The sequence below is a fragment of the Duncaniella dubosii genome, assembly GCF_004803915.1.
Lineage (GTDB): Bacteria > Bacteroidota > Bacteroidia > Bacteroidales > Muribaculaceae > Duncaniella > Duncaniella dubosii.
Genome location: NZ_CP039396.1, coordinates 825496 through 848681 on the forward strand (window position 1 = coordinate 825496; position 23186 = coordinate 848681).

Below are 23186 nucleotides of genomic sequence, written 5' to 3' on the forward strand. Positions count from 1 at the left end.
CACTATAGGCATAGCGGCATCCGTGGCGATATGTATAGCCTTAGGCTACCACGTTTTCAATTCCGGCCGCGAAGCCATGACACGACTCTATGCCTATGACAATGCCGTCAGCTATACACTCCCTGACAGCTCAGTCGTGACTCTTTTCCCTCATTCTTCTCTCTCATATCACTCAGAAAGTTTCGGCGATGACTCAAGACAGGTCGAAATGACAGGTAAAGTCGAATTCCGTGTGACAAAAAATCCCGAAGCGCCTTTTGTCGCAAACGCAACCTACGCAACTGTAACCGTGCTCGGCACTCAGTTCACGGTCGACGAACTCAATCCCGATTCAATCGGCGTGTCGGTGACATCGGGCAAAGTCAGGTTTACCGCAAAGGATGGAAACGAAGGCATAATCCTCACCAAAGGCATGCACGCCTGTCTGCTCGCAGGCGCTGATGATCCTGAAATCATAGAGACCACTCAGACCGGCGGCACACCGGCAGCGCATAAATTTGTGTTTGACAACACTCCGCTCCCGACGTGCTCAAGAGGCTATCGGCTCATTTCAATGTCAGTCTGACATGTAGCTCGACAGGCAAGGTACTCACAGCCGAATTCGAGACAGACAATCTCGATGAAATCATCATGCTCATTGAAAAATCACTTGACGTAAAAATTGAAAAAGAAACAAAATGACACGCATCCTGTCACTCATCATATTGTCCGCACTACTTCTCACACAGCAGATTAACGGAGAACCCGTTAAAGACCCGACCACTTCAACCCTGCGTCAAAAAATCGAGGATGTCAAGACGCGCCACGGTGTGAAATTCGTATATGATTCATCACTCCTCCTCGACATACCATACAGAGGAAAAAAGCTCGACGGTCTGCCCCTTGACAAAAGCCTTGCGGAATTATTCCGCAACACCGGGCTGCGCTGGGAGAAAAACGGCGATTACGTCATCATAATGCCTGCTAAAAAATACACACTCAGCGGCTATGTCACCGAACCCGACGGAGAGACCGTCATCAACGCTACCGTCCTCGACATAACCAGCGGAGCCGGCACGCTGACCAACGAACACGGATTTTTCAGCCTGACCCTCCCGAAGGCCATCATTCGGTCAGTTTCTCATCAATCGGCAACTCCGACCGCGTCGAGGACATAATGCTCAGCGGGAACAAGACTCTCAACGTAGTCCTCTCGCCCGGCAACGAACTTGAGGAAGTGGTGGTCACTGCCGACCTCAACTCACCGCTCCACACAACCCAGACAGGCAAAATATCGCTCACGGCCAAAGACCTCAACCGCGAATACGCGCTGCTAAGCTCCCCCGATGTCGTCAAAACCCTACAGACGCTCTCGGGAGTAGCGGCCGGAACTGAAATAACATCGGGGCTGTATGTCCACGGCGGTGACAACGACCAGAATCTTTTCATGCTCGACGGCACACCGCTCTATCAGGTCAACCACCTCGGCGGACTATTCTCATCGTTCAACACCGATGTCATCAAGAACATCGACTTCTATAAAAGCGGATTTCCGGCCCGCTACGGAGGCCGACTGTCATCCGTGGTCGATGTGCGCACCAAGGACGGCAACATGAATGAATATCATGGCTCGTTCAGCGTCGGACTTCTCGACGGCCGCCTCCAGATCGAAGGACCGATTGTCAGAAACCGTACCTCGTTCAACATCGGCCTGCGACGCACTTGGCTCGACCTCATCACAATCCCCGCGTTCGCAATCTACAATAAAAACCAAAAGGGCGAAAATACCGACATCCGCTATGCCTTTCACGATTTCAACGCAAAAGTGACCCATATCTTCTCGCCTCGCAGCCGCGCCGACATAAGTTTCTTTTCCGGCAACGATACATTCAGGGCAAAAGACACTTACGAAGACCTCTACCAATACCGTCAAGACGAGTATAGCAAAATAAACCTCCAATGGGGCAACATGACTGCTGCAATGAACTGGAAATACCAGTTCTCGCCAAAACTCTACTCCGTTTTCACGGCGATATATACATACAACAAGTCGCGGCAGGGCTATATCGACAACTACAACACATATACCCTCGACAGCACAATCATCGGAATCACACATGTAGAGAACCACAGCCGTTCGACCATCAACGATTTCGGCGCCCGCATGGAACTCGACTACCGTCTAAACCAGACACACCACATCCGCACGGGTGCAAACTACCTCATGCACTTCTTCAAGCCACAGAGTTTCGCACAGAACAATTTTTCAGGCAACGGCACCGACATGGACACGACAGCCCGCAACATCCACCACACAATGCGCGGACATGAGCTTTCGGTCTATGCCGAAGACAACATCGCTCTCGGCGAAAGATGGAGAGTCAACGCCGGGATACACTGCACGCTGTTCAATATCCCTGACAAGACCTACGGCACGCTCGAACCGCGCCTTGCAGTCCGCTATCAGGCATCGGACCGCGTCACGCTAAAGGCGTCCTACACGAAGATGAGCCAATACATGCACCAGCTTTCAAACTCCTATCTCAATCTTCCGACCGACTACTGGGTCCCTTCGACAGCTAAAATAGCCCCATCGCGCTCACAGCAATATGCGGCGAGAGTCTACCTGATGCTCCCGCGCAACATACGTCTGAGCGCCGAAGGATTCTACAAGACGATGGAAAACCTGATTGAATATGACGGCGGCAACTCCCTTACCCCGCCTTTCGAGAACTGGGATTCCCGCATCCGCCGCGGACGCGGACGCGCCTACGGCATGGAAATCGAAGGCGGCTACGGCAACGAGCGGCTGAGCATAAGCGGGTCATACACCCTGTCGTGGAACGAACGCAATTTTCCCGGATTCCACTCCGGCTGGTATCCCGACAAATTCGACAACAGGCACAAACTCAATATCAACCTAAGCTACAAAATCACCAACCGGATCGATGCCTATGCGGCATGGTCGTTCCACAGCGGAAACCGCATGACAGTCCCGCAACAGATCACCTTAGCCCCGACAATCCCCGTGCCCGGAGGGGCAGGTCACGAATACTATGAGCTATCAGAGCAGAATTATATATGGGTATACGAGAAACCCAACAATATATCGCTCGCGGCCTACCACCGTCTCGACCTCGGCATCAATTTCCGACGGACGACAAAAAAGGGCAATGAACGGATATGGAACATCAGCGTCTACAACGCCTATTGCCGCATGAATCCTTTCACCGCCAAAATCGTAGTGATGCCCAACGGTACATACCGTGGCAAAGCGACTGCCATCTTCCCGATTCTCCCCTCGTTCAGCTACACATATAAATTCTAAGGATAAAGAAATGAAACCCTTCCACTTATTATTATATATTGCGGCCTCACTCCCGATCGGCTGCAACTCGCACTTCGAAATCGAGGGACTGCAGGCCGAAGAAAAATTGGTTGTCTACTGTATGCCCACAGCCGGCTATGACACCACTGTAATCCAACTGTCAAAAACCGTCCCGCTCAACTCGGCAGGGCTGCCACCGGAAGGAATTCCTGACGCAGATATTGAATTTACCGTAAACGGCGAGAGCCAGAAAGTATGCTGGTCAGAGTCGGGGACAGGAAGCATGGTTCCCGACAAAAGCTACTACGTAGTCAAAAAACTCTCCAAAGGCGACAGAATTGACATCGCTGCAAGTTCCGGCAGACTTCCGACGGTCAGATCAAGCTCCGTTGTCCCCGACGGATTCAGACTGCATAAGGTTGTCTTAGCCGAGTCATCCACAGATGCCGGCTACGACCGTCAAATCCGCATCACATTCTCCGATGACCCACAGACTGAAGACTACTACGGTGTAAGAGTCATGAAAAAAGCACATTATACATATACCTATTTCGACTGGGCAGAAGACAGATGGATAGAAGATACAAGGACAGGCGTGTATCTCCCGCTTGTCGATGTATCCGGCGAGCCGTTGCTCAACAATAAAATCGGACTTGACGCGACATTAGACTTCGACTATAATTACTATCAGGACCTCTACATCTGGAACGACGACATGATTTCAGGAAAAGAATATACGCTCAAGATAAATGTAGAACTTGAATACAACGATGAAGAAGACAACTTCTCTTCAACATACAATTATAAAGTATGTCTCTACCGCCTATCGCCTGAACTCTATAAATTCCTGAAATCACTCAACGACATCAGCAACAACGAGCTCGGGCAGAACGGCCTCGCGCCCATACGCAGCCACTATTCAAACATCACTGACGGCTTCGGCTTCTTAGGGGCTGCCAGCCTCTATGAGACCCCGTGGCTCGACAATCCAGACAGTGATGAAACAGAGGTCTGGACACCTGCCGGATAGGCCTGACCGATAATCAATCATAGATTCCTACAATCAATATTCATTCTAATTCTAAATTAAAACTCTCCAGTCAAATGATGAAAACCAACTTTTCAACAGTCATCATCGCAATGCTGTCAACATTCATCCTCCTCACCTCATGTAACAACGACGATGAATACACGCCGGTCAATGCCACGTCACAGTCCTGCCGGATACTTATGGAATGTATAAATTCCGACGGCCGCAACCTTGTCGACGACAACGGATTTGTGAAAAATGTCACCATCGAGGGAAACTCCTCTCACTCGACAATCAAATTTGACGTGCAGACCGTCAATGGCAGGAAATATCTCGCCTTCGACGCAGACCTTCCGGACCAGAAGGCAATGGAGTGGAACTCCGGGCGCAGCGAAGCCACCGGAATATCGAAAGTGACCGTTAGATTCAACAAGCAGAAGACCGAACTCCGCTGCATGATGAAGCTGAAAGCCAACCGTCCGCCGGTCACTACAGGCGGATCAATCGTCCTTGAAGAAGTCAGCTGTAACAACCGTTCATATCGTCGAGCCGGCTCAAACGTGACAGTCTCGCTCCACTTCAACAGAAATGGCAAATTTAACTGACCGAATGAAAACCGAAATCTCCATACGCAGACGCAACCTCACACTCGCCCTCGTCCTGACAGCCATTGCGGCAATCGGGCTTAGCGCGTGCGCACGCACAACATTCTCCCTGCCATACGGCGACAGACCGGCGACCATAAGCGTCACCCGGCCTATCGGGAATAAGTGAGATAGATAAACGGCCGAATATCACCAGAGAGAGGCAAGCTACAAGTGACGCTGTTCGGCCTTAAAATCAAAATTCAGAGAAGCGTTGAAAACGTCCGGCATATTACCCGATACGCCATGCAGACCGGACGCCACCGAATCTTTTATGGCATTGGTCTGGTTCTTTGCCATATACGCAGACCGTCCGCGCGATAACGACACATCAGCTCCTCCTGACGGCAACATGGCGCAGATTGAACCCACTAATGAAAGAAAAATAAAACATGTAAGTGATATTGCTTGCTTATCCATAATTTGATTTTAGACGGCCCTCCGGCCTGTGATTTTCATTGGAAACGGTGCAGGGTAGCCCCCTTCACCGTTTCTTTTTTATCTTGTGGTTTGTAGCTTATACAATAACAGTTTGCCGCTCGACGCGCACAATCATTAATGACAACACTCTTTATCATATTTTTGTTTAATTGATGTTAGCTTTTTTCGCCCGTTACCTGACTTCGGGGGTTACAATCTGTACTCTTCCAATGATTATCATAAATAAGTATCTTTTATCAAGAATCTGTTAATACAATATAGCGACATTTCATTTTTAAGATTCACTTAACCAAATTTAGACAACGCTTTAACATTTTTATCCCGATTTCTTTGTTATTTCCACAAAAGGCCGTAAATTTGCCTTAATCACAATTCTAAAATTACTGACAGGAACTATCCTTTCATTAAAAGTAGTGAACAAAGCTGATACCGATGCTTACGGCCATCCCGAAAGCTGAAAAACAAAAAATTAACCCCCTAAAAATATATGGAAAACGAACAATTATTGAAAGAAGTCACCGCTAAAGCACAGGTATGGCTCGGTGACGGTTATGACGAGGAAACCCGCACAGAAGTAAAACGTATGCTCGATGCCGACGACAAGACCGAGCTAATCGAAAGTTTCTACAAAGATCTCGAATTCGGTACAGGCGGTCTCCGTGGCATCATGGGAGCCGGCACTAACCGCATGAATATCTACACTGTCGGCGCTGCCACTCAGGGTCTCGCCAACTATCTTAAGGAAAACTTCAAGGATCTTCCTGAAATAAGCGTTGCCGTAGGCCACGACGTGCGCAACAACTCACGCAAGTTTGCTGAAATCGTAGCCGACATCTTCTCGGCCAACGGAATCAAGGTATATCTTTTCGACAGCTTCCGTCCGACCCCCGAACTCTCGTTCGCCATCCGTCATTTCGGTTGCCAGAGCGGTGTCAACATCACAGCTTCACACAACCCGAAAATCTACAACGGCTATAAGGCTTACTGGGAAGACGGCGCTCAGATTATCGCCCCCCACGATGTCAACATCATCAACCACGTAAACAAAATCAAACGCGAGGACATCAAGTTTGACGGCGACAAATCAAAAATCCAGATTATCGGCGCTGATGTCGACAAGGTTTATCTTGAAAAAATCAAAGGACTCTCGCTCAGCCCCGATGTCATCGAACGCCACAAGGACCTCAAGATCGTCTATACTCCGATCCACGGCACAGGTGTCGAGCTTATCCCCGACTCACTCCGCAACTTCGGCTTCACCAACATCATCCACGTACCCGAGCAGGATATCCCCAGCGGTGAATTCCCCACTGTCGAATCGCCCAACCCCGAAGTCCCCTCGGCAATGGCTATGGCCATCGCGAAAGCCAAGGAAGTCAACGCCGACATCGTTATGGCATCTGACCCCGACGCCGACCGAATCGGCTGTGTGATCCGCGACAACAGCGGCGAATACGTGCTTCTTAACGGCAACCAGATTGTGATGATTCTTCTCAACTACATCATCACCCGCAACAAGGAACTCGGTCTGCTCAAGGGCAACGAATTCGCAGTCAAGACCATCGTGACCACCGAAACTATCAAGGCTATCTGCGATGCCATGAATGTGCGTCTCTTCGACTGCTACACCGGCTTCAAGTGGATTGCAGCCGTGATGCGCGACAACGAAGATGTGCTCCGCTACCTCGGAGGCGGTGAAGAAAGCTACGGCTTCCTCGCCGAGACCTTCGTCCGCGACAAGGACGCAGTATCTGCCTGCTCGCTCATGGCCGAGGCTTGCGCATGGGCAAAGGATAAGGGCATGGACTTCCAGGCAATGCTCGCCGACATCTATATGAAGTATGGCTTCAGCCACGAAGTAGGCGTGTCTGTCGTTCGTCCCGGCAAGAGCGGTGCTGAAGAAATTCAGGCTCTCATGAAGCAGTTCCGCGAGAACCCGCCGAAGTCTCTCGCAGGAAGCCCCGTGACCGTCATCAAGGACTATGGCACCCTCGACATTATCTACACCGACGGCAAGCCTAACGAAAAACTCGACTTCCCCTGCACTTCAAACGTGCTTCAGTATTTCACCGAAGACGGATCGAAGGTTTCTGTACGTCCTTCAGGAACAGAACCCAAAATCAAGTTCTACATGGAAGTCAAAGTTCCGATGGAAAAACCCGAAGACTACGACAAGTGCGGCAAGCTCGCCGAAGCTAAGGTCGAAGCTCTCAAAAAAGACCTCGGTATAGCATAATAGCCACTTAAGTAATTTACAGGCTTAAAATACAAAGAGATCCATCAGCAATCAACGATATGTGGTTGCTGATGGATTTTCTTTTATCTACAGTCTGTAGCAATCATTTTGAACGACGGTCATTGATAAAAAATTTGTAATTTTGTGGTAAATATGACTACTACAGACTCTACTATGCTCGAAAATATTGTCTCTGCCGTCAGCGGAGTGCTGACCGACTATGTTATGGTTACCGTCCTTTTGGCGGTAGCTCTGTTTTTCACAATCGCCACCCGAGGGGTGCAGTTCAGAATGGTTGGCGAGATGTGCCGCCTGCTCGTGCGTTCAGGCAAGCGCGACAACGACCGCCGTGCCAACGACGCTCCCTCCCACGGCTCGATCAGTTCGTTTCAGGCATTCGCACTATCCATCGCCTCGCGCGTCGGGACGGGCAACCTTGCGGGTGTCGGAACAGCCATAGCCCTCGGCGGACCGGGTGCGGTATTCTGGATGTGGGTCATCGCCATACTCGGAGCTGCAAGCGCGTTTGTCGAGTCGACCCTCGCGCAGCTCTTCAAGGTCAAGGGCGAGAAATCGTTTATGGGAGGGCCGGCCTACTACATACTCAAAGGTCTCCACAAGCGCTGGTGGGCCGTCACCTTTGCCGTGCTCATCACCCTCACGTTCGGTTTCGCATTCAACTCCGTGCAGTCCAACACCATCGCCGACGCTCTAAATTCCTCTTTCTCAATTCCACGCGAACTGACCGCATGGACGCTCTGCATCCTGACCCTCATCGTCATCTGGGGCGGTGTACAGCGAGTGTCGCGTTTCAGCGAAATCGTTGTTCCATTTATGGCGGTAGCCTATATTATTCTGGCTATCATAATAATTGCCCTCAACATCACCCACTTCCCCGCCGTCATGGCCATGATTGTCAAAAACGCATTCGGCTTTGACGAAGCTCTGGGCGGAAGCATAGGCGCAGCTATAATCATGGGTATCAAGCGCGGGCTTTTCAGCAATGAAGCGGGCGAAGGCTCGACTCCAAACGCCGCAGCGACCGCATCGGTCAGCCACCCTGTGAAACAGGGACTCATCCAGACACTCGGTGTCTACACCGACACCCTCCTCGTCTGCACCGCCACCGCATTCATCATTCTTTGCAGCGGTATTTTCATGGACGGTCACGACGGCATCGTGCTCACACAGCATGCCATAGATGCCGGGCTCGGAACCGGCTCAAACATCGGCTCGACATTTGTCAGCATCGCGATATTTTTCTTTGCCTTCACAAGCATAATAGCCAACTATTACTACGGAGAGACCAACATCCGCTTTATCCGTAACAACGACACCCTGATAAATATCTACCGTCTGCTCGTCGGAGGCATCGTCTATGCCGGAGCGGTCATGTCGCTCGATCTCGTGTGGGGATTCGCCGACATCACCATGGCGCTCATGACCCTCTGCAACCTCGCAGCCATCGTCATGCTCGGCAAATATGCCATCCGTCTGCTCAACGACTACCGCGCTCAGCGCCGCCGCGGCCTCGACCCCATCTACCGCTCATCCACCATCCCCGAAATCGCCCCCGAGACCGAGTGCTGGGAGTGAACGAGCCAGAATCAGAAATAATATTTCACAGAGACCTTTACTCTGTTTGCAAACAATTCTGAGGAGCTGACCGGACAGTTCCTCTTTTTCATATCTATCAGGCCAAAATACCCCATAACTCCAATCGATATGTTATCTCTGACAATATCAAATCCGACACCGCAGGAAAGATTCACCGGTTTCCATACATCATCCATATCATCCGCCAAGCCGTCAGGCACATTCGAAGCATGATTGCTGAAAAAATAAGAAAGCTCAATTCCGGCCAACGGAGCGATATTCAACAGGTCGTCTATCTCAAACAGATAGCCACCGGTCAGAGACGTTGAGACAGAACACCGGGTCAGACTCATCTCACTGCCAAACTCATCGCCTGTTTTCAGCTTCATACCATCAACATCAAATGACACACCCGGCTCGTAGTACCAGTTTGACAGCCAAGAGATATTGCATACGCCTCCGATTCCGCCTCCATAGCTGATTGTCACATCCTTTGACGTCCAGCCTCCAGGGATGTTAATGTTGAACGACGGTTTGACACCCCATCTGACCATTCTCCCAGTCTGTACGTCATCGCTCTCCCACGCTTTCCCGGCAAAAGGGAGCAGAAGCAAAATATAAAACAGTATATAACGCATATGTCTATCACAATGATTCGGTAAATTTCGTTGTTGTCCAGTTGCGTCTAAGCCGCTAACTGAGCCAAGGCTGAACAACCTCAAATTTTACCGAATCATTGTATAATAAATGTCAATGAATTTGATTTTGGGTCAAGTTACAAATATTTTATCAGTGTACAACCTATACTAATATATTTTAACAATATTTAATAGACCTATCCAAATAAATATTGTTTTGATTTACACTTATATACATCGGCATATACCGTTATCGCGGTTATGTGCGTATTCTTTGATTCTGCCATGATCTATCGCTCCTCGACCATTCCCGAAATCGCCCCTGAAACCGAGTGCTGGGACTAAGAGGCTGTTTAAAGAGAAATAAGGGCTTAATTAAGTCAAAAAGATTTAAAGCAACTATCTGCTCTTCAAACCGTAAAAGACAAAATCCTTGTGGTCTATAAAGCCGATAATGAAGAAAAGTTAAAAGAAGAGCTGGCAAAAAACGGTTTATCGCTTACCAATATCACATTGCATCACACCCAGACACATTTGGATGAAGTATCCGAAACAGGCCGGCAACTTCTATCTGACTGCAAAAAAGCGACAATCGAAACCGATTATCGGAAAATCAAACCAGCCCTGCCCTATGTAGTCGGATGGTCATACTATTACAGATGGTTAGAGGAAGACCGCGAGCTTATACCAAGTATTGTTATTTCACTAAGATTGAAAAACGAAAATGACCAGACGAAATTAGAAAAACTTGCCGAGAAAAGAAATGTGCATTTTATCGGGTCAGGAAGTTTTGACACTTTGGAGTTCGTATGCACAAAGGACCCTAAATGCAATCCACTTGAAATGGCCAATATATTCTACGAAAGTGGATTGTGTGAATTTTCCGCTCCGCGTTTTGGTGGGCCTGGACAGTTTGATTAAAGAAGTAAGCAATGATTACTGAATAATCATCACTACGACTAAACTGCAAAACTAATATTCATAAGAACAACGGTTTAACAATAAACGGACAGTGCCCAATAAACTATTTATCGGGCACTGTCCGTTTATTGACATCAATATTTTACTCCTCCGTGGCGGCAAACTCCATGAGGTAGGCTTTGATGAAAGCATCGAGGTCGCCGTCCATGACTCCGTTGACATCCGAAGTCTGATAGTTGGTGCGGTGATCCTTCACGCGTCGGTCGTCAAACACGTAGCTGCGTATCTGCGAACCCCATTCGATTTTCATCTTGCCAGCCTCGATCTTGGCCTGCTCCTGAAGACGGTGTTGCAGCTCCTTGTCGTAGAGTATCGAGCGGAGCTGACGCATGGCGTTCTCCTTGTTCTTGGGCTGGTCGCGAGTCTCGGTATTCTCGATAAGGATTTCTTCCTGCTCGCCGGTGTAGGGGTCGGTGAACTGGTAGCGCAGACGCACACCAGACTCGACCTTGTTGACGTTCTGGCCGCCCGCGCCACCCGAACGGAACGTGTCCCACGAAAGGAGCGCCAGATCAACCTTGACCTCTATGGTATCGTCGACAAGCGGTGTTACGAACACCGATGCAAACGAAGTCATGCGCTTGCCCTGAGCATTGTAGGGCGACACGCGCACGAGGCGGTGCACACCGTTCTCGCTCTTGAGATAGCCATAGGCGAAATCGCCCTCGACGTTGATGGTACATGATTTGATACCGGCCTCGTCGCCTTCGAGAAGGTTGGCAATCGAAGTCTTGTAGCCGTGGCTCTCACACCAGCGCAGATACATGCGCATGAGCATCGAGGCCCAGTCCTGACTCTCCGTGCCTCCGGCACCAGAGTTGATTTTGAGCACTACGCCAAGCTTATCCTCCTCGCGGCGGAGCATGTTGCGCAGCTCAAGATTCTCGATTTTGGTGATGGCATCGGCATAGAGCGCATCGATTTCGCTTTCCTCCACGAGTCCTTCCTTGAGGAAATCCCATGCGAGCTGAAGCTCGTTGACAGTCTTGTCAATCTCCTCATAGCCGTCGATCCACGCCTGAATGTCCTTGATTTTTTTCATCTGTGCCTGTGCTTCCTTGGGATGCTCCCAGAAGTCAGGCACATGAGTGCGGAGTTCTTCCTCCTCTACTTGAATTTTCTTGCTGTCGATGTCAAAGATACCTCCTCAGCGCCAGCTTGCGCTCAAAAGTCTCTTTTAATTGTTCCTGAGTAATCATTATGTGTTACGGATGAAACTTGGTTAAAAAATCTAAGCAATTCTTCAGAAAATCAAATCCGAAAAATCACTTATGTAGTTATCTCGGCTGCAAATTTACGCATTATTTACTAATTTTGCAGCATGCAATGGTTTTCAGACATATTTATGAGCCACTCGGCGCTTCAGGCTGTGATTATAATCTCAATAATAATCGCGGTCGGACTCGCTCTCGGCAAAATCCGTGTGTGGGGCATCTCGCTCGGTGTGACATTCGTGTTTTTCGCAGGAATCCTTGCCGGACACATCGGACTGTCAATCGACCCGACAATCCTGCACTACACAGAAAACCTCGGCCTCGTACTGTTTGTCTACGAACTCGGACTGAAAGTCGGCCCGGGATTTTTCAGCTCTTTCCGCAAGGGTGGCATGCAGCTCAACCTTCTCGGACTCGGAGTGATTGTCATCGGAACACTCATGGCGGTGCTGTTCAGCATCTTCCTCGGAGTGCCCATCGGCGAGGCGACGGGTCTGCTCTGCGGAGCGACGACCAACACCCCGGCTCTCGGTGCGGCACAGCAGGCACTCGAACAGCTCGGACGCTCAGCCAACGGTGCGGCCCTCAGCTGCGCAGTCACCTATCCACTCGGTGTCGTCGGCGTGATTCTCGCCATAATAGCCCTGCGCAAGACGCTCATTCGTCCGGGAACGCCACTTTCATCAGCACCTGAAGAGACCGACTCAACTTTCATAGCCGAATTCAAGATCTGCAATCCGGCAATCTACGACATGAGTGTCAGGGAAATCACATCGCTGACAAAGACTAAATTCGTAATCTCCCGCTTGTGGAGAAACGAGGCCGTGCTCGTCCCCGATTCCAGCACAATTCTCCACAAGGACGACCATCTTCTTGTCATCACCACACAGACCGACTGTCCGAAACTCAAAGTGCTTTTCGGCAAACAGGAGGCCCGCGACTGGAACAAGAAAGACATCGACTGGAATTCTATCGACAATCAGCTCATTTCGCGACGCATCATTGTCAGCCGCTCGTCGATCAACGGAAAGAAACTCGGCTCACTGCGTCTCCGCAACCAGTATCACATCAACATCAGCCGCATAACCCGCAGCGGCCTACACCTCGTGGCAACCCCCGAACTGATTCTGCAGCTCGGCGACACTCTCACAGTGGTCGGAAGCGCCGCCGACATCGAAAAAGTAGAGCAGACGCTCGGCAACTCGGCCATAAAGCTCAAAGATCCGAATCTCGGAGCAATCTTCATCGGCATCGTGCTCGGTCTGGTACTCGGCTCGATTCCTATCGCAATCCCGGGCATATCGACACCAATCAAGCTCGGTCTGGCCGGAGGTCCGATCATCGTCGGCATTCTCATCGGTCGTTTCGGGCCGCAGTTCCGCCTCGTCACCTACACCACGCGCAGTGCCAACCTCATGCTGCGCGGCATCGGCCTCTCGCTCTATCTCGCCTGTCTCGGCCTCGACGCAGGCGCACAGTTCCTCGACACCATCATGCGTTCCGAAGGTCTGATGTGGATAGGCCTCGGCTTCCTCATCACAATAATCCCCGTCCTGATCATGGGAGCAGTGGCCATGAAACTCTTCCGCCTCGACTTCGGCCTGACCTGCGGAATGCTCTGCGGAAGCATGGCAAATCCGATGGCCTTGAACTATGCCAACGACATCATTCCCGGAGATTTCGCAACCGTAAGCTATGCCACAGTCTACCCGATGTCGATGTTCTGCCGAGTTATAATCGCCCAATTGATAATACTTTTCTTCATATAAAAATACTCACACAATTACTACCGGAAAGCCGAAATAAGAGATATAAAAATTTCCTGATTTCAAAGTGTGGATTAGAAAATTGATTCGCTCGTATAGGTGGTGAGAAGTTCGAGAGCTTTCATGCCCATGACGGAATTTCCTTTTTCATTCAGACGCGGACTCCATGTCGCCACCGAGTAACGCCCCGGATAGACAGCCCCTATGCCTCCTCCGACACCGCTCTTGCCGGGAAGCCCGACGAGATATGAGTATTCACCGGCATCGTTGTAGAAACCGCATGTCTGCATGACAGCATTTATCCTCTTGACCTGCGAGGATGTCAGGCGCACATTGCCGAAGGCAAAATCCGACTTACGGTCGGCAAACGGCAGGAATGCACGCGAGAGCTGACGGCAACTCATCTCGACCGAGCACTGAAGGAAATAGAAACGCAACACCTCCTCGATGTCATTCTCCAGATTCCCATAGTATTTCAGCATATTTGCAATGGCCGCGTTGATATAGCCCTTCTCGCGCTCCGAGGCGGCGACATCTCGGTCATAGCCAACGGTATCGTCCCCGGCTATCTCGCGCACAAAAGCCAGATAGTCGGCCTCAGGCTCGGCGAGCGCCGACATGAGCACGTCGGCAAGCACGATAGCCCCGGCGTTGATGAAAGGATTACGCGGTATGCCTCTGTCAAGCTCCAGCTGTATCAGAGAGTTGAAAGCTGCGCCCGAAGGCTCTTTCCCCACCCTTTCCCAAAGCTTCTCGCCCATGAGCGACAAAGCCATTGAAAGCGAGAAAACCTTTGTGACACTCTGGATTGAAAAACGTTCGTCAACATCTCCACGTTCGAAAATCTCACCGTCGACTGTCGTTATGCAGATTCCGAATCGGTCTGGATTGACTTTTGCAAGCGCAGGAATGTAGTCGGCCTGTCGTCCGACATTGCGGAGAGGCTCAATCTCTCCGGCAATTGCCCTTAGTACTTCCTCGTAGTTCATGGCCAAAAGAGCGTGTTAAACAACAATCGTCAATATGTCACTTCCCACAGATAGAGCGCATGACCCGGCATCGAAGTCCCTGCGGCACAGCGGTCACGCTTGGCAATAACTTCGGCAAACTGGCTCACCGACATCTTTCCGCGGCCCACTTCCACGAGCGTACCGACCACCGCCCTCACCATATTGCGGAGAAAACGGTCGGCCGTGATGACAAACACCCATCCGTCATCGCCAACCCTCTCCCACCGCGCCTTGGTGACACGGCAGATATTGGTCTTGGCATCTGTGTGAAGCTTGGCGAACGATGTGAAATCAGCCGTTTCGAGCAATATCGCCGCAGCTTCATTCATCTTCCCGAAATCCAATCCTTCAGGAGCTTTCCAGCTCAACGGATAGAAGAAGGGCGACTTCGACGTGACGGCATAGTAGTGATAGGTGCGCGACGTAGCGTCAAAACGCGCATGCTTGTCAGGCTCGACCTCATAGATTTCCTCAATGGCGATGTCCTTCCCGACAATAGCATTCAGATTCCTGACGAGCCTTGCCGGATCTGTCAATGGAGAATCGACATCAAAATGGGCCACCATCATGCGGGCGTTGACCCCGGTGTCCGTACGTCCAGCCCCGACAATTTTCATGTCGCGGCGCATGACGGTCGACAGTGCAGCCTCGATTACGGACTGCACTGTCACCTCTCCGGGCTGGCACTGCCAGCCGTGGAAGGGAGCGCCACGGTAGGCCAGACGCATGAAATATCTCGTCTGTCCCACTGCGGTCAATCTTTTTCTATATAGGTGTAACCGTAGAGTCCCGAACGGTAGTTGCTCAGGAATTCACGCCCCTCGTCGGGGGTAATCTTTCCGGCCTTCATTGAAGCTGTCACCCAAGCCTCGACATTGCGCACAAGCTTCTTGGGGTTGAACTGCACATAGTCGAGCACATCGGCCACCGTCTCGCCGTCTATTATACGGTCGATCTCATAACGGTCCTTGTAGACCGAGATATGCACTGCATTCGTGTCGCCGAAGAGGTTGTGCATGTCACCGAGAATTTCCTGATAAGCACCGACGAGGAACACTCCAAGGTAATAGGGCTCTGAAGCCTTGACCGGGTGGACCGGGAGCGAGTTGGCCACACCGCCGTGGGTCGATATGAAGTTGGAAATCTTGCCGTCGCTGTCGCATGTGATGTCCTGAAGCGTACATGTGCGGGTAGGCTTCTCATCGAGACGCGACAAAGGAATAATCGGGAACACCTGATCGATGGCCCATGAGTCAGTGAGCGACTGGAAGAGCGAGAAGTTACAGAAATATTTGTCAGGAACCATCTTGGCCACCTTACGCAGTTCTTCAGGCGCATGCTTCATGCCTGAGGCTATGTCACCGACCTCACGGGCTATGCTCCAGAAGAGTTCCTCGATCTGGGCGCGTGTGCGGAGATCGAGCATACCGAGGCTGAACAGGTCGAGAGCCTCTTCACGGATCTGGAGAGCATCGTGCCAGCTTTCAAGAAGCCGCTGCTGGTCAAGCTTGTCCCAGATTACATAAAGCTCCTTGGCGAGTTCATGGTCAGTCTCTTCAATATCATTCGAATCCTTCCATATCGGGAGCTGCGTGGTCTCAAGCACCTCGAACACCAGCACAGAGTGATGGGCGGTCAGCGAACGTCCGCTCTCGTTGATGATGTTGGGCTGCTTTATCCCGTTTTTGACACATGCGTCGACGATGGTCGACACAGCGTCGTTGGCATACTCCTGAATGCTGTAGTTCATCGAACTTCCCGACACGGAATTGCGTGTGCCGTCATAGTCCACACCAAGACCGCCGCCTATATCCATGAAATCTATGTCAAACCCCATCTGTGTGAGCTGGACATAGAACTGTGCGGCTTCGCGGATGGCAGTCTTTATACGGCGGATTTTGGTAATCTGACTGCCTATGTGGAAATGGATTAGCTTCAGACTATTTTTCATCTTGTTGCGCTCCATATAGTCAAGCGCCTCAAGAAGCTCCGACGAATTGAGACCGAATTTCGACACATCGCCGCCACTCGTCTCCCACTTGCCCGAACCTGACGAAGCAAGCTTGATGCGGATACCGACGTTAGGCTCTATGTCCATGCGCTTCGCCACCTCGGAAATGATGCGGAGTTCATTGAGCTTTTCCACCACTATATATATACGGCGTCCCATCTTCTGTGCAAGAAGTGCAAGCTCTATGTATGTCTGGTCCTTATATCCATTGCAGATTATAAGAGCGTTTTCCTTTATATTCGTGGCAAGCACAGCATGGAGCTCGGGCTTCGAGCCGGCTTCAAGGCCGATGTTGAATTTCTCACCGTGAGTGACAATCTCCTCGACTACCGGACGCATCTGATTCACCTTGATAGGATAGATGATATAGTTCTGAGCCTTGTAGTCATACTCCTTTGAAGCCACCGCAAAGCAGTTTGAAATCTTTTCGATACGGTTGTCAAGGATGTCGGGGAAACGCAGTAGGACAGGCGAAGTGATGTCACGGACCTGAAGCTCGTCCATCACCTCACGCAAATCTACCGAGGCATAACCCTCACGGGGTGTCACGGCCACATTACCCTTTTCGTTTATGGAGAAATACTTACGTCCCCATCCTTGAATATTATACAGTTCCTCACTGTCTTCAATTCGCCATTTTCTCATCGGCTGTTGTCTCTTAAAAATTATATTCGTGTAAAATCGTAAAAACAAACAGATTTTTAGCGCGGACAACCGTAGCGATGCGGCTATCCAATAAGCAAAAGTACAACTTATTTTACGAAATCATCCATTTTTCACACAATTATTTTCATAAATTTGGTTTATTTACAATAAAGGTTGTATCTTTGCTACTGAATTGCGTCCGTTTAAATTTTCAACGTATATTCGTATTCAACTATAACTACATTTTTTGCTATGGACAAAAAAATCGCTTTTTCTGTGCTTCTCGGCTCTGCAGTCATGCTGACCGGTTGCGGAAAGAAGATGAATCAGTTCGCTGCTGATTACTTCACAACCAACCCTAACCCCTCGAAGTCGTGGGTCAGAACGTACCCGCCACTGTAACAGGCAACATTCCCCGAAATTCTTCGTGAAGAATGCTACTGTAACTGTTACTCCCTACCTCACATTTGACAACCAGGAAGTCGCAGGCAACTCAATGACATTCCAAGGTGAAAAAGTGCGTGGCAACAACCGCGTCATCTCTTATGACAATGGCGGAACTGTAACAATCCCGTAAACTATGTTTACCAGCCCGAAATGCAGCGTTCTGAGCTTTATCTCGGATTCACTGTTGACCAGAAAGGCAAGCAGTATGTCCTTCCCCGCGTGAAAGTTGCCGACGGCGTTATCGCCACCGCAGCTATCGCCGATGCAGCTTCTGTTGACCCCGCAATCGCTCCCGATAAGTTCCAGCGCATCATCAACGAAAAGTATAAGGCTGACATTCTCTTCCTTATCAACGTTGCAAACCTCCGCGACAGCCAGCTCAACTCTGCTGAAATGAAGGCTTGGAACGAAAACGTTGCCGCTGCCAACGCCGACAAGAACCGCGAAATCAAAGAACTCAACATCGAGTCTTACGCTTCGCCCGACGGTCCCTACGCATTCAACACTCAGCTCGCTGAAAAGCGTGAGACAAACACCAAGGGCTATCTCGAAAAGAAACTCAAGAAAGACAACATCACTGAATTCGGCGAACTTACCGCCAACTTCACTCCTGAAGACTGGGAAGGCTTCCAGAAGCTCGTTTCTGAAAGCAACATTCAGGACAAGGATCTCATCCTCAGCGTCCTCAAGATGTATCAGGATCCCGAAATCCGCGACCGTGAAATCCGCAACATGACAAGCGTATTCGACGAACTCGCTGAAACTATCCTCCCCCGTCTCCGCTACTCTCGTCTCACCGCTTCTGTCGACGTTATCGGCAAGAGCGATGCTGAGATCAATCAGGCATTCGACACCAATCCTTCTTCACTCACCGTTGACGAACTCCTCTATGCTGCCACCCTTACCGACGACCTCAACCGTCAGAAGGCAATCTACACCGCAGCTACAAAGGTTTATCCCAACGACTTCCGCGGCTTCAACAACCTCGGTAACGTCCTCTATCAGCAGGGCGACTACGACGGTGCGATGAACGCATTCAAGAAGGCTTCAAGCATCAACCCCGCTTCAGCTGAAGCCCAGATGAACCAGGGTCTCGTTGCACTTCTCAACAACGACTTCAAGGCTGCTAACCAAGCATTCGGCAAGGCCGGCGGTCTCCCCGAACTCGGTTCTGCACTCGGTGTTTACTATCTCCAGCAGGGTGATGTCAACGCAGCTGTGAAGGCTTTCGGAAATGACAAGAGCAACAACGCCGCTCTCGCTCAGCTCCTCAGCAAGGACTACAGCAAGGCTAAGACAACTCTTTCTGCAATCCAGAACCCCGACGCTACTACCTACTACCTCATGGCAGTCCTCGGCGCTCGCACTAACAACGAGCAGACAGTTCTCTCTAACCTCCGTCAGGCTATCAAGCTCGACAACAGCCTTGCAAAGCAGGCCGCAAACGACCTCGAATTCTCTCGCTTTAACATCTCTTCAGTTCTCTAATTAGAGACTATCGGCTGAAGAGCCTTGCAATAGTACGAATCACCCGCATCCGTCGTCAGTGACGGATGCGGGTGAACTGTTTTTATCCCCCTCGCCGTGTCAACCAACCCCCACACACCGACGTTATTTCTATAACTCACGTCCTGCTTCATACTTAACACACCGTACACCGTACATTGTACTTTGTACTTTGTACTTAATATTTCATACTTAATACTTCAAACGCCACAACATGACTTCCGAGGGAAACGATAAAATCAGGAAATACCTGATCGACATACTGCGATGGATAATAATCATCCTCTCCATACTACTGATAGTCTTCATATCGGTCGACACCTTCACCGGGGTAAACTTCCTTGAAAGCCGACGCTACATGACATTCCAGTTCTGGGTATGCGTCATCTTCATGGCCGACTTCTTCATCGAGCTTACACTGTCTGCCAACCGCTGGGGCTACGTACGCTCCCACTTCCTCTATTTTCTTCTGTCAATCCCCTATCTCAATCTGATTGATATCCTTCACATCCACCTCACTCCCGAGCAGCTGTTTTTTGTCCGCTTCATCCCCCTTGCGCGTGGGGTCATGGCCATGACGATAGTGGTCGGCGCCATTTCCGAAAACAAGCTGACATCCTTCCTCATGTCCTACATCGTATCGCTCGCCTCCTTCATATATCTCGGCAGCCTACTGTTCTACTATTGCGAAAGCGGTGTCAATACGGCCGTTACCGATTTCGGCCTTGCACTATGGTGGGCCTGCATGAACGCCACGACCCTCGGGTGTGACATCTATCCCGTCACTGTGACCGGCAAGATACTCGGATGTATCCTTTCGGTCGGCGGAATCATCATGTTTCCTCTGTTCACGGTATATATCACGGCACTTATCCGCCAGTACACCAAAACCCACAAATTTTATCAGCAATAAATTCACACCGCACTCAAAAAAATAGTAACTTTGCAAATCAATAGCAACGCCGGGCAGACATCGCTCCGGCTGAAATGCAAAACGCGCCACAGCATAACTGAAATAATGGAACAGACATTGACCAATCGGCCAGGCATAGACCGGGTGATAGGACACCTGTGCAGCATCGACGAAATGCGCCACGTATGCCCCACCCGCGGAGGTGAAGGAGAGCCACTTCTCTCAAACACCGAGGTATGCCGGATCGTAGAGCTGGCCTCCCGACTCATGTTTCCCGGATTTTTCACCGAAAGCTACCGGGGACAGTCGGTCATGCGTGCTGTCATGACCCTCGAATGTCACGAACTCCATGAACTCCTCTCCCGCCAGATTGCCGCCGGACTCTGTTTCGACCGCGACAACTGCGAATCCTCTGTCGAAGAAATCCACAAGCGCGCCAACACCGATGCCGATGCCTTCATCGAAAGTCTTCCCGAACTCCGCCGTGTGCTCGACACTGATATTGACGCTACCTATCTCGGCGACCCCGCAGCCGTCTCCACCCACGAAATCATAGCCTGCTACCCGGGATTCCGCGCAACCATCAGCTATCGCATCGCCCACCGTCTGCAGCTGCTCGAAGTGCCCATCGTCCCGCGCATGATCACCGAACTTGCACATTCGTCAACCGGTATCGACATCCATCCCGGTGCTTCCATCGGCAAAAGTTTTGTCATCGACCACGGGACGGGAGTCGTCATCGGAGCGACAGCGATCATAGGCGACAATGTGAAGATATATCAGGGAGTCACACTCGGTGCAAAGAGTTTCGTTACAGACGACTCCAACAATCCCGTCAAGGGCATACCCCGCCATCCCATTATCGGCAACAATGTGGTCATCTACTCAAACTCTACCATACTCGGCCGTATCACCATCGGCGACGATGCCGTAATCGGCGGTAACCTGTGGGTGACACGCGATGTAGCGCCGGGCGAAAAACTAATTCAGGCACGAGCCGATAATTTCCGCTCCACGCGCTGATCGGCCGCCACATCATCCCGATTCAGACATGGAATAGCCCGGGACAGAACCGGGAAACACCCCCTGCCACAAGGACAAATCAGAAAATATAGCAGTAAAGAATAGAATAATACAGAAAGTCAAAAAAGAATGGAACATCGTTTTGAAATGGTCGCCAAGACCTTCAAAGGTCTTGAGGAAGTGCTCGCCGACGAACTCCGCGAACTCGGAGCGGTCAATGTCGAGCCCGGACGCCGCATGGTTTCCTTCGAGGGTGACCTCGCAATGCTCTATCGTGCCAACATCTGTTGCCGCACCGCCCTCTGCATCCTTAAACCGATCTACAAGTTCATCGCCAAGGATGCCGATTCACTCTATGAAATGGTCAAGGAGTACAACTGGAGCGATGTGCTCACTCTTGAAAAGACTTTTTCAATCGACACCACAACCCACTCGTCGGAGTTCACACACTCGCGCTTTGTGACCTATCGCGTAAAGGACGCGATTGTCGATTATTTCAAAGACCGTTTCGGTCCTGACAAGCGACCCGGTGTCCGTCTCAACGATGCCGATGTCATGATCAACGTCCACATTGACGGCGACCGTGTCACTCTGTCGCTCAACTCGTCGGGCGAATCGCTCCACAAGCGCGGCTGGCGCGAGGCGCAGACCGAAGCCCCCATCAACGAGGTGCTTGCCGCCGGAATAATCCTCAAGAGCGGATGGCGCGGCGACTGCCCCTTCGTAGATCCCATGTGCGGATCGGGAACTTTCCTTGTCGAAGCAGCCATGATTGCCGCCAACATCAAACCAGGCAGCTACCGCAAGGGATTTGCGTTTGAACACTGGCACGACTACGATGCCGAACTCTTCGAGAAGATAATGGACGAGAATTCCGAGCGCCGCGACCTTCCGTTCAAGATTTACGGCGCAGACGTGTCACCCAAGGCCGTAGCCATCGCCGAGCGCAACATTCTTGCAGCCGGTGTCGACGAATACGTCAATCTCCGCATAAAATCACTCCAGCAGTGGGATGCAGCTCCTGCCGACGGAAAGCCCGGAGTGCTCATCACCAACCCCCCTTACGGCGAGCGCATCAATTCTCAGGACATGGAGCAGCTCTACAAGCTCATCGGCAACAAGCTCAAGCGTGTATTCCTCGGCTACCACGCATGGGTAATCTCATCAAACATCGACTATCTCACCGCCATCGGCCTCAGCCCATCCACAAAGGAAGAGATGCAGAACGGAGGTCTTGACTGCGAACTCCGCGAATACATCATCTTTGAAGGCACCAAGAGCGATTTCCGCAAAGAGGGCGGAGTGCTGAAGGAAGCGCCAGTCAACCGTCCCGACCGCAACCGTCCGGGTCGCAAGAGCGACAGCGAATGGAAACGCGATGCCCGCGCCAAAGGCATGGGCGGAAAGGAAGCTGCTCCTTCGCGCCGCAAGTCAAACCCGCTTGAAGACAAGTATCGTCCAAAGAAAGGCGGATATGCACGCAACGAGGAGCGCCGACGCAAATTCAAGGAAGAGACTGCTGCTCAGAGCGAGGCCGAACAGCTACTCTCGCGTCACCGCAACCCGCATGCGCTCAAATCGCTTGGCGAATCTCCCAAACGCCCCTCGATTCCGGCTTCTGAAGGTCCGTTCATGCGCACACGCCGCCGCTGGAAGCGCCCGAAAACGACGCTCAGACTCCCGATGGCGACAACACTAACAACGATTAATAAATAAACCCCTCACAATCACATATAAACAACCGGTCATGTCAATCCAACAAAACCTCAACACGCTTC

The 23186-nt window shown here is 50.9% G+C and carries 20 protein-coding genes and 1 pseudogene; 15 read left to right on the forward strand and 6 right to left on the reverse strand.

Going from position 1 to position 23186, the window contains the following annotated elements; translation table 11 throughout:
- Positions 1-22 precede the first annotated feature (22 nt).
- From E7747_RS03630 to E7747_RS03650, 7 genes are all read left to right on the forward strand, one after another.
- Positions 23-565, forward strand: a complete 543-nt coding sequence (locus E7747_RS03630; RefSeq protein WP_228449240.1) for a FecR family protein — start codon at positions 23-25, stop codon at positions 563-565.
- Entirely contained in the window at positions 526-681 is a 156-nt protein-coding gene (locus E7747_RS16865; RefSeq protein WP_228449241.1) for a hypothetical protein, read from the forward strand. The genes E7747_RS03630 and E7747_RS16865 overlap by 40 nt, the downstream gene beginning before the upstream one ends.
- Positions 678-1157, forward strand: a complete 480-nt coding sequence (locus E7747_RS16870) for a hypothetical protein (protein WP_228449242.1) — start codon at positions 678-680, stop codon at positions 1155-1157. The genes E7747_RS16865 and E7747_RS16870 overlap by 4 nt, the downstream gene beginning before the upstream one ends.
- Positions 1157-3307 (forward strand): TonB-dependent receptor plug domain-containing protein, encoded by a 2151-nt coding sequence (locus E7747_RS03635; protein WP_228449243.1) that lies wholly within the window; start codon positions 1157-1159, stop codon positions 3305-3307. The genes E7747_RS16870 and E7747_RS03635 overlap by 1 nt, the downstream gene beginning before the upstream one ends.
- A gap of 10 nt (positions 3308-3317) precedes the next feature.
- On the forward strand, positions 3318-4337 hold the full coding sequence (locus E7747_RS03640) for a DUF4249 domain-containing protein (protein WP_136414161.1): 1020 nt from the start codon (positions 3318-3320) through the stop codon (positions 4335-4337).
- Between the two features lie 74 nt (positions 4338-4411).
- On the forward strand, positions 4412-4942 hold the full coding sequence (locus tag E7747_RS03645; RefSeq protein ID WP_136414163.1) for a hypothetical protein: 531 nt from the start codon (positions 4412-4414) through the stop codon (positions 4940-4942).
- Positions 4926-5111, forward strand: coding sequence for a hypothetical protein (locus E7747_RS03650; protein WP_136414165.1), 186 nt, complete (start codon positions 4926-4928; stop codon positions 5109-5111). Before E7747_RS03645 ends, E7747_RS03650 begins: the two co-directional genes overlap by 17 nt.
- 38 nt (positions 5112-5149) lie before the next feature.
- On the opposite strand, the gene E7747_RS03655 is transcribed toward E7747_RS03650, so the two are convergent.
- Positions 5150-5401, reverse strand: a complete 252-nt coding sequence (locus tag E7747_RS03655) for a hypothetical protein (RefSeq protein WP_136414167.1) — start codon at positions 5399-5401, stop codon at positions 5150-5152.
- Positions 5402-5909: 508 nt separating this feature from the next.
- On the opposite strand from E7747_RS03655, the gene E7747_RS03660 reads away from it, so the two are divergent.
- Both E7747_RS03660 and E7747_RS03665 read left to right on the forward strand, forming a co-directional pair.
- On the forward strand, positions 5910-7658 hold the full coding sequence (locus E7747_RS03660) for a phospho-sugar mutase (protein ID WP_136414169.1): 1749 nt from the start codon (positions 5910-5912) through the stop codon (positions 7656-7658).
- Positions 7659-7811: 153 nt separating this feature from the next.
- Positions 7812-9254 (forward strand): alanine/glycine:cation symporter family protein, encoded by a 1443-nt coding sequence (locus tag E7747_RS03665; protein ID WP_228449244.1) that lies wholly within the window; start codon positions 7812-7814, stop codon positions 9252-9254.
- 11 nt (positions 9255-9265) lie between these two features.
- Here the strand turns inward: E7747_RS03665 and E7747_RS03670 are convergent, their stop codons facing one another.
- Entirely contained in the window at positions 9266-9892 is a 627-nt protein-coding gene (locus E7747_RS03670) for a porin family protein (RefSeq protein WP_136414171.1), read from the reverse strand.
- A 435-nt stretch (positions 9893-10327) separates the two neighbouring features.
- On the opposite strand from E7747_RS03670, the gene E7747_RS03675 reads away from it, so the two are divergent.
- Positions 10328-10813: a hypothetical protein gene (locus E7747_RS03675; RefSeq protein ID WP_136414173.1), complete on the forward strand. Its 486-nt coding sequence runs from the start codon at positions 10328-10330 to the stop codon at positions 10811-10813.
- Between the two features lie 142 nt (positions 10814-10955).
- Here E7747_RS03675 and prfB read toward each other — a convergent pair.
- Positions 10956-12072, reverse strand: a protein-coding gene (prfB, locus tag E7747_RS03680; RefSeq protein ID WP_136414175.1) for a peptide chain release factor 2 whose coding sequence is annotated in 2 segments (ribosomal slippage) — positions 10956-12008 and positions 12010-12072 — 1116 coding nt in all. Because the reading frame shifts where the segments join, the coding sequence is not laid out codon by codon here.
- 122 nt (positions 12073-12194) lie between these two features.
- Between prfB and E7747_RS03685 the strand changes: the two genes are divergently transcribed.
- A complete protein-coding gene (locus E7747_RS03685; RefSeq protein ID WP_136414177.1) occupies positions 12195-13856 on the forward strand; it encodes a putative transporter in 1662 nt (553 codons plus the stop codon).
- 71 nt (positions 13857-13927) lie between these two features.
- Here E7747_RS03685 and E7747_RS03690 read toward each other — a convergent pair whose 3' ends face one another.
- From E7747_RS03690 to speA, 3 genes are read right to left on the reverse strand one after another with little or no spacing between them, the layout of a single operon-like run.
- The gene (locus E7747_RS03690; RefSeq protein WP_136414179.1) at positions 13928-14842 is read right to left on the reverse strand and encodes a glutaminase; all 915 of its coding nucleotides are present in this window, start codon (positions 14840-14842) and stop codon (positions 13928-13930) included.
- Positions 14843-14871: 29 nt separating this feature from the next.
- Entirely contained in the window at positions 14872-15612 is a 741-nt protein-coding gene (gene truA / locus E7747_RS03695) for a tRNA pseudouridine(38-40) synthase TruA (protein WP_317130222.1), read from the reverse strand.
- 5 nt (positions 15613-15617) lie between these two features.
- Positions 15618-17519, reverse strand: coding sequence for a biosynthetic arginine decarboxylase (gene speA / locus E7747_RS03700; RefSeq protein WP_123613997.1), 1902 nt, complete (start codon positions 17517-17519; stop codon positions 15618-15620).
- A 252-nt stretch (positions 17520-17771) separates the two neighbouring features.
- Between speA and E7747_RS03705 the strand changes: the two are divergent.
- From E7747_RS03705 to E7747_RS03720, 4 genes and pseudogenes are all read left to right on the forward strand, one after another.
- Positions 17772-19454, forward strand: a pseudogene (locus E7747_RS03705) (tetratricopeptide repeat protein).
- A 232-nt stretch (positions 19455-19686) separates the two neighbouring features.
- Complete coding sequence (locus E7747_RS03710) at positions 19687-20385, forward strand: ion channel (RefSeq protein WP_136414181.1); 699 nt, start codon at positions 19687-19689, stop codon at positions 20383-20385.
- Between the two features lie 105 nt (positions 20386-20490).
- Entirely contained in the window at positions 20491-21408 is a 918-nt protein-coding gene (locus E7747_RS03715) for a serine O-acetyltransferase (protein ID WP_228449245.1), read from the forward strand.
- Between the two features lie 129 nt (positions 21409-21537).
- On the forward strand, positions 21538-23124 hold the full coding sequence (locus E7747_RS03720) for a THUMP domain-containing class I SAM-dependent RNA methyltransferase (RefSeq protein ID WP_136414183.1): 1587 nt from the start codon (positions 21538-21540) through the stop codon (positions 23122-23124).
- Positions 23125-23186: the final 62 nt, after the last annotated feature.

Excerpts from the sequence above, each read along its gene's own strand:
- E7747_RS16870 (WP_228449242.1), top strand. The coding sequence starts at position 678 with ATGACACGCATCCTGTCACTCATCATATTGTCCGCACTACTTCTCACA.
- E7747_RS03635 (WP_228449243.1), top strand. The coding sequence starts at position 1,157 with ATGCTCAGCGGGAACAAGACTCTCAACGTAGTCCTCTCGCCCGGCAAC.
- E7747_RS03640 (WP_136414161.1), top strand. The coding sequence starts at position 3,318 with ATGAAACCCTTCCACTTATTATTATATATTGCGGCCTCACTCCCGATC.
- E7747_RS03645 (WP_136414163.1), top strand. The coding sequence starts at position 4,412 with ATGATGAAAACCAACTTTTCAACAGTCATCATCGCAATGCTGTCAACA.
- E7747_RS03650 (WP_136414165.1), top strand. The coding sequence starts at position 4,926 with ATGGCAAATTTAACTGACCGAATGAAAACCGAAATCTCCATACGCAGA.
- E7747_RS03655 (WP_136414167.1), bottom strand. The coding sequence starts at position 5,401 with ATGGATAAGCAAGCAATATCACTTACATGTTTTATTTTTCTTTCATTA.
- E7747_RS03660 (WP_136414169.1), top strand. The coding sequence starts at position 5,910 with ATGGAAAACGAACAATTATTGAAAGAAGTCACCGCTAAAGCACAGGTA.
- E7747_RS03665 (WP_228449244.1), top strand. The coding sequence starts at position 7,812 with ATGACTACTACAGACTCTACTATGCTCGAAAATATTGTCTCTGCCGTC.
- E7747_RS03670 (WP_136414171.1), bottom strand. The coding sequence starts at position 9,892 with ATGCGTTATATACTGTTTTATATTTTGCTTCTGCTCCCTTTTGCCGGG.
- E7747_RS03685 (WP_136414177.1), top strand. The coding sequence starts at position 12,195 with ATGCAATGGTTTTCAGACATATTTATGAGCCACTCGGCGCTTCAGGCT.
- E7747_RS03690 (WP_136414179.1), bottom strand. The coding sequence starts at position 14,842 with ATGAACTACGAGGAAGTACTAAGGGCAATTGCCGGAGAGATTGAGCCT.
- speA (WP_123613997.1), bottom strand. The coding sequence starts at position 17,519 with ATGAGAAAATGGCGAATTGAAGACAGTGAGGAACTGTATAATATTCAA.
- E7747_RS03710 (WP_136414181.1), top strand. The coding sequence starts at position 19,687 with ATGACTTCCGAGGGAAACGATAAAATCAGGAAATACCTGATCGACATA.
- E7747_RS03715 (WP_228449245.1), top strand. The coding sequence starts at position 20,491 with ATGGAACAGACATTGACCAATCGGCCAGGCATAGACCGGGTGATAGGA.
- E7747_RS03720 (WP_136414183.1), top strand. The coding sequence starts at position 21,538 with ATGGAACATCGTTTTGAAATGGTCGCCAAGACCTTCAAAGGTCTTGAG.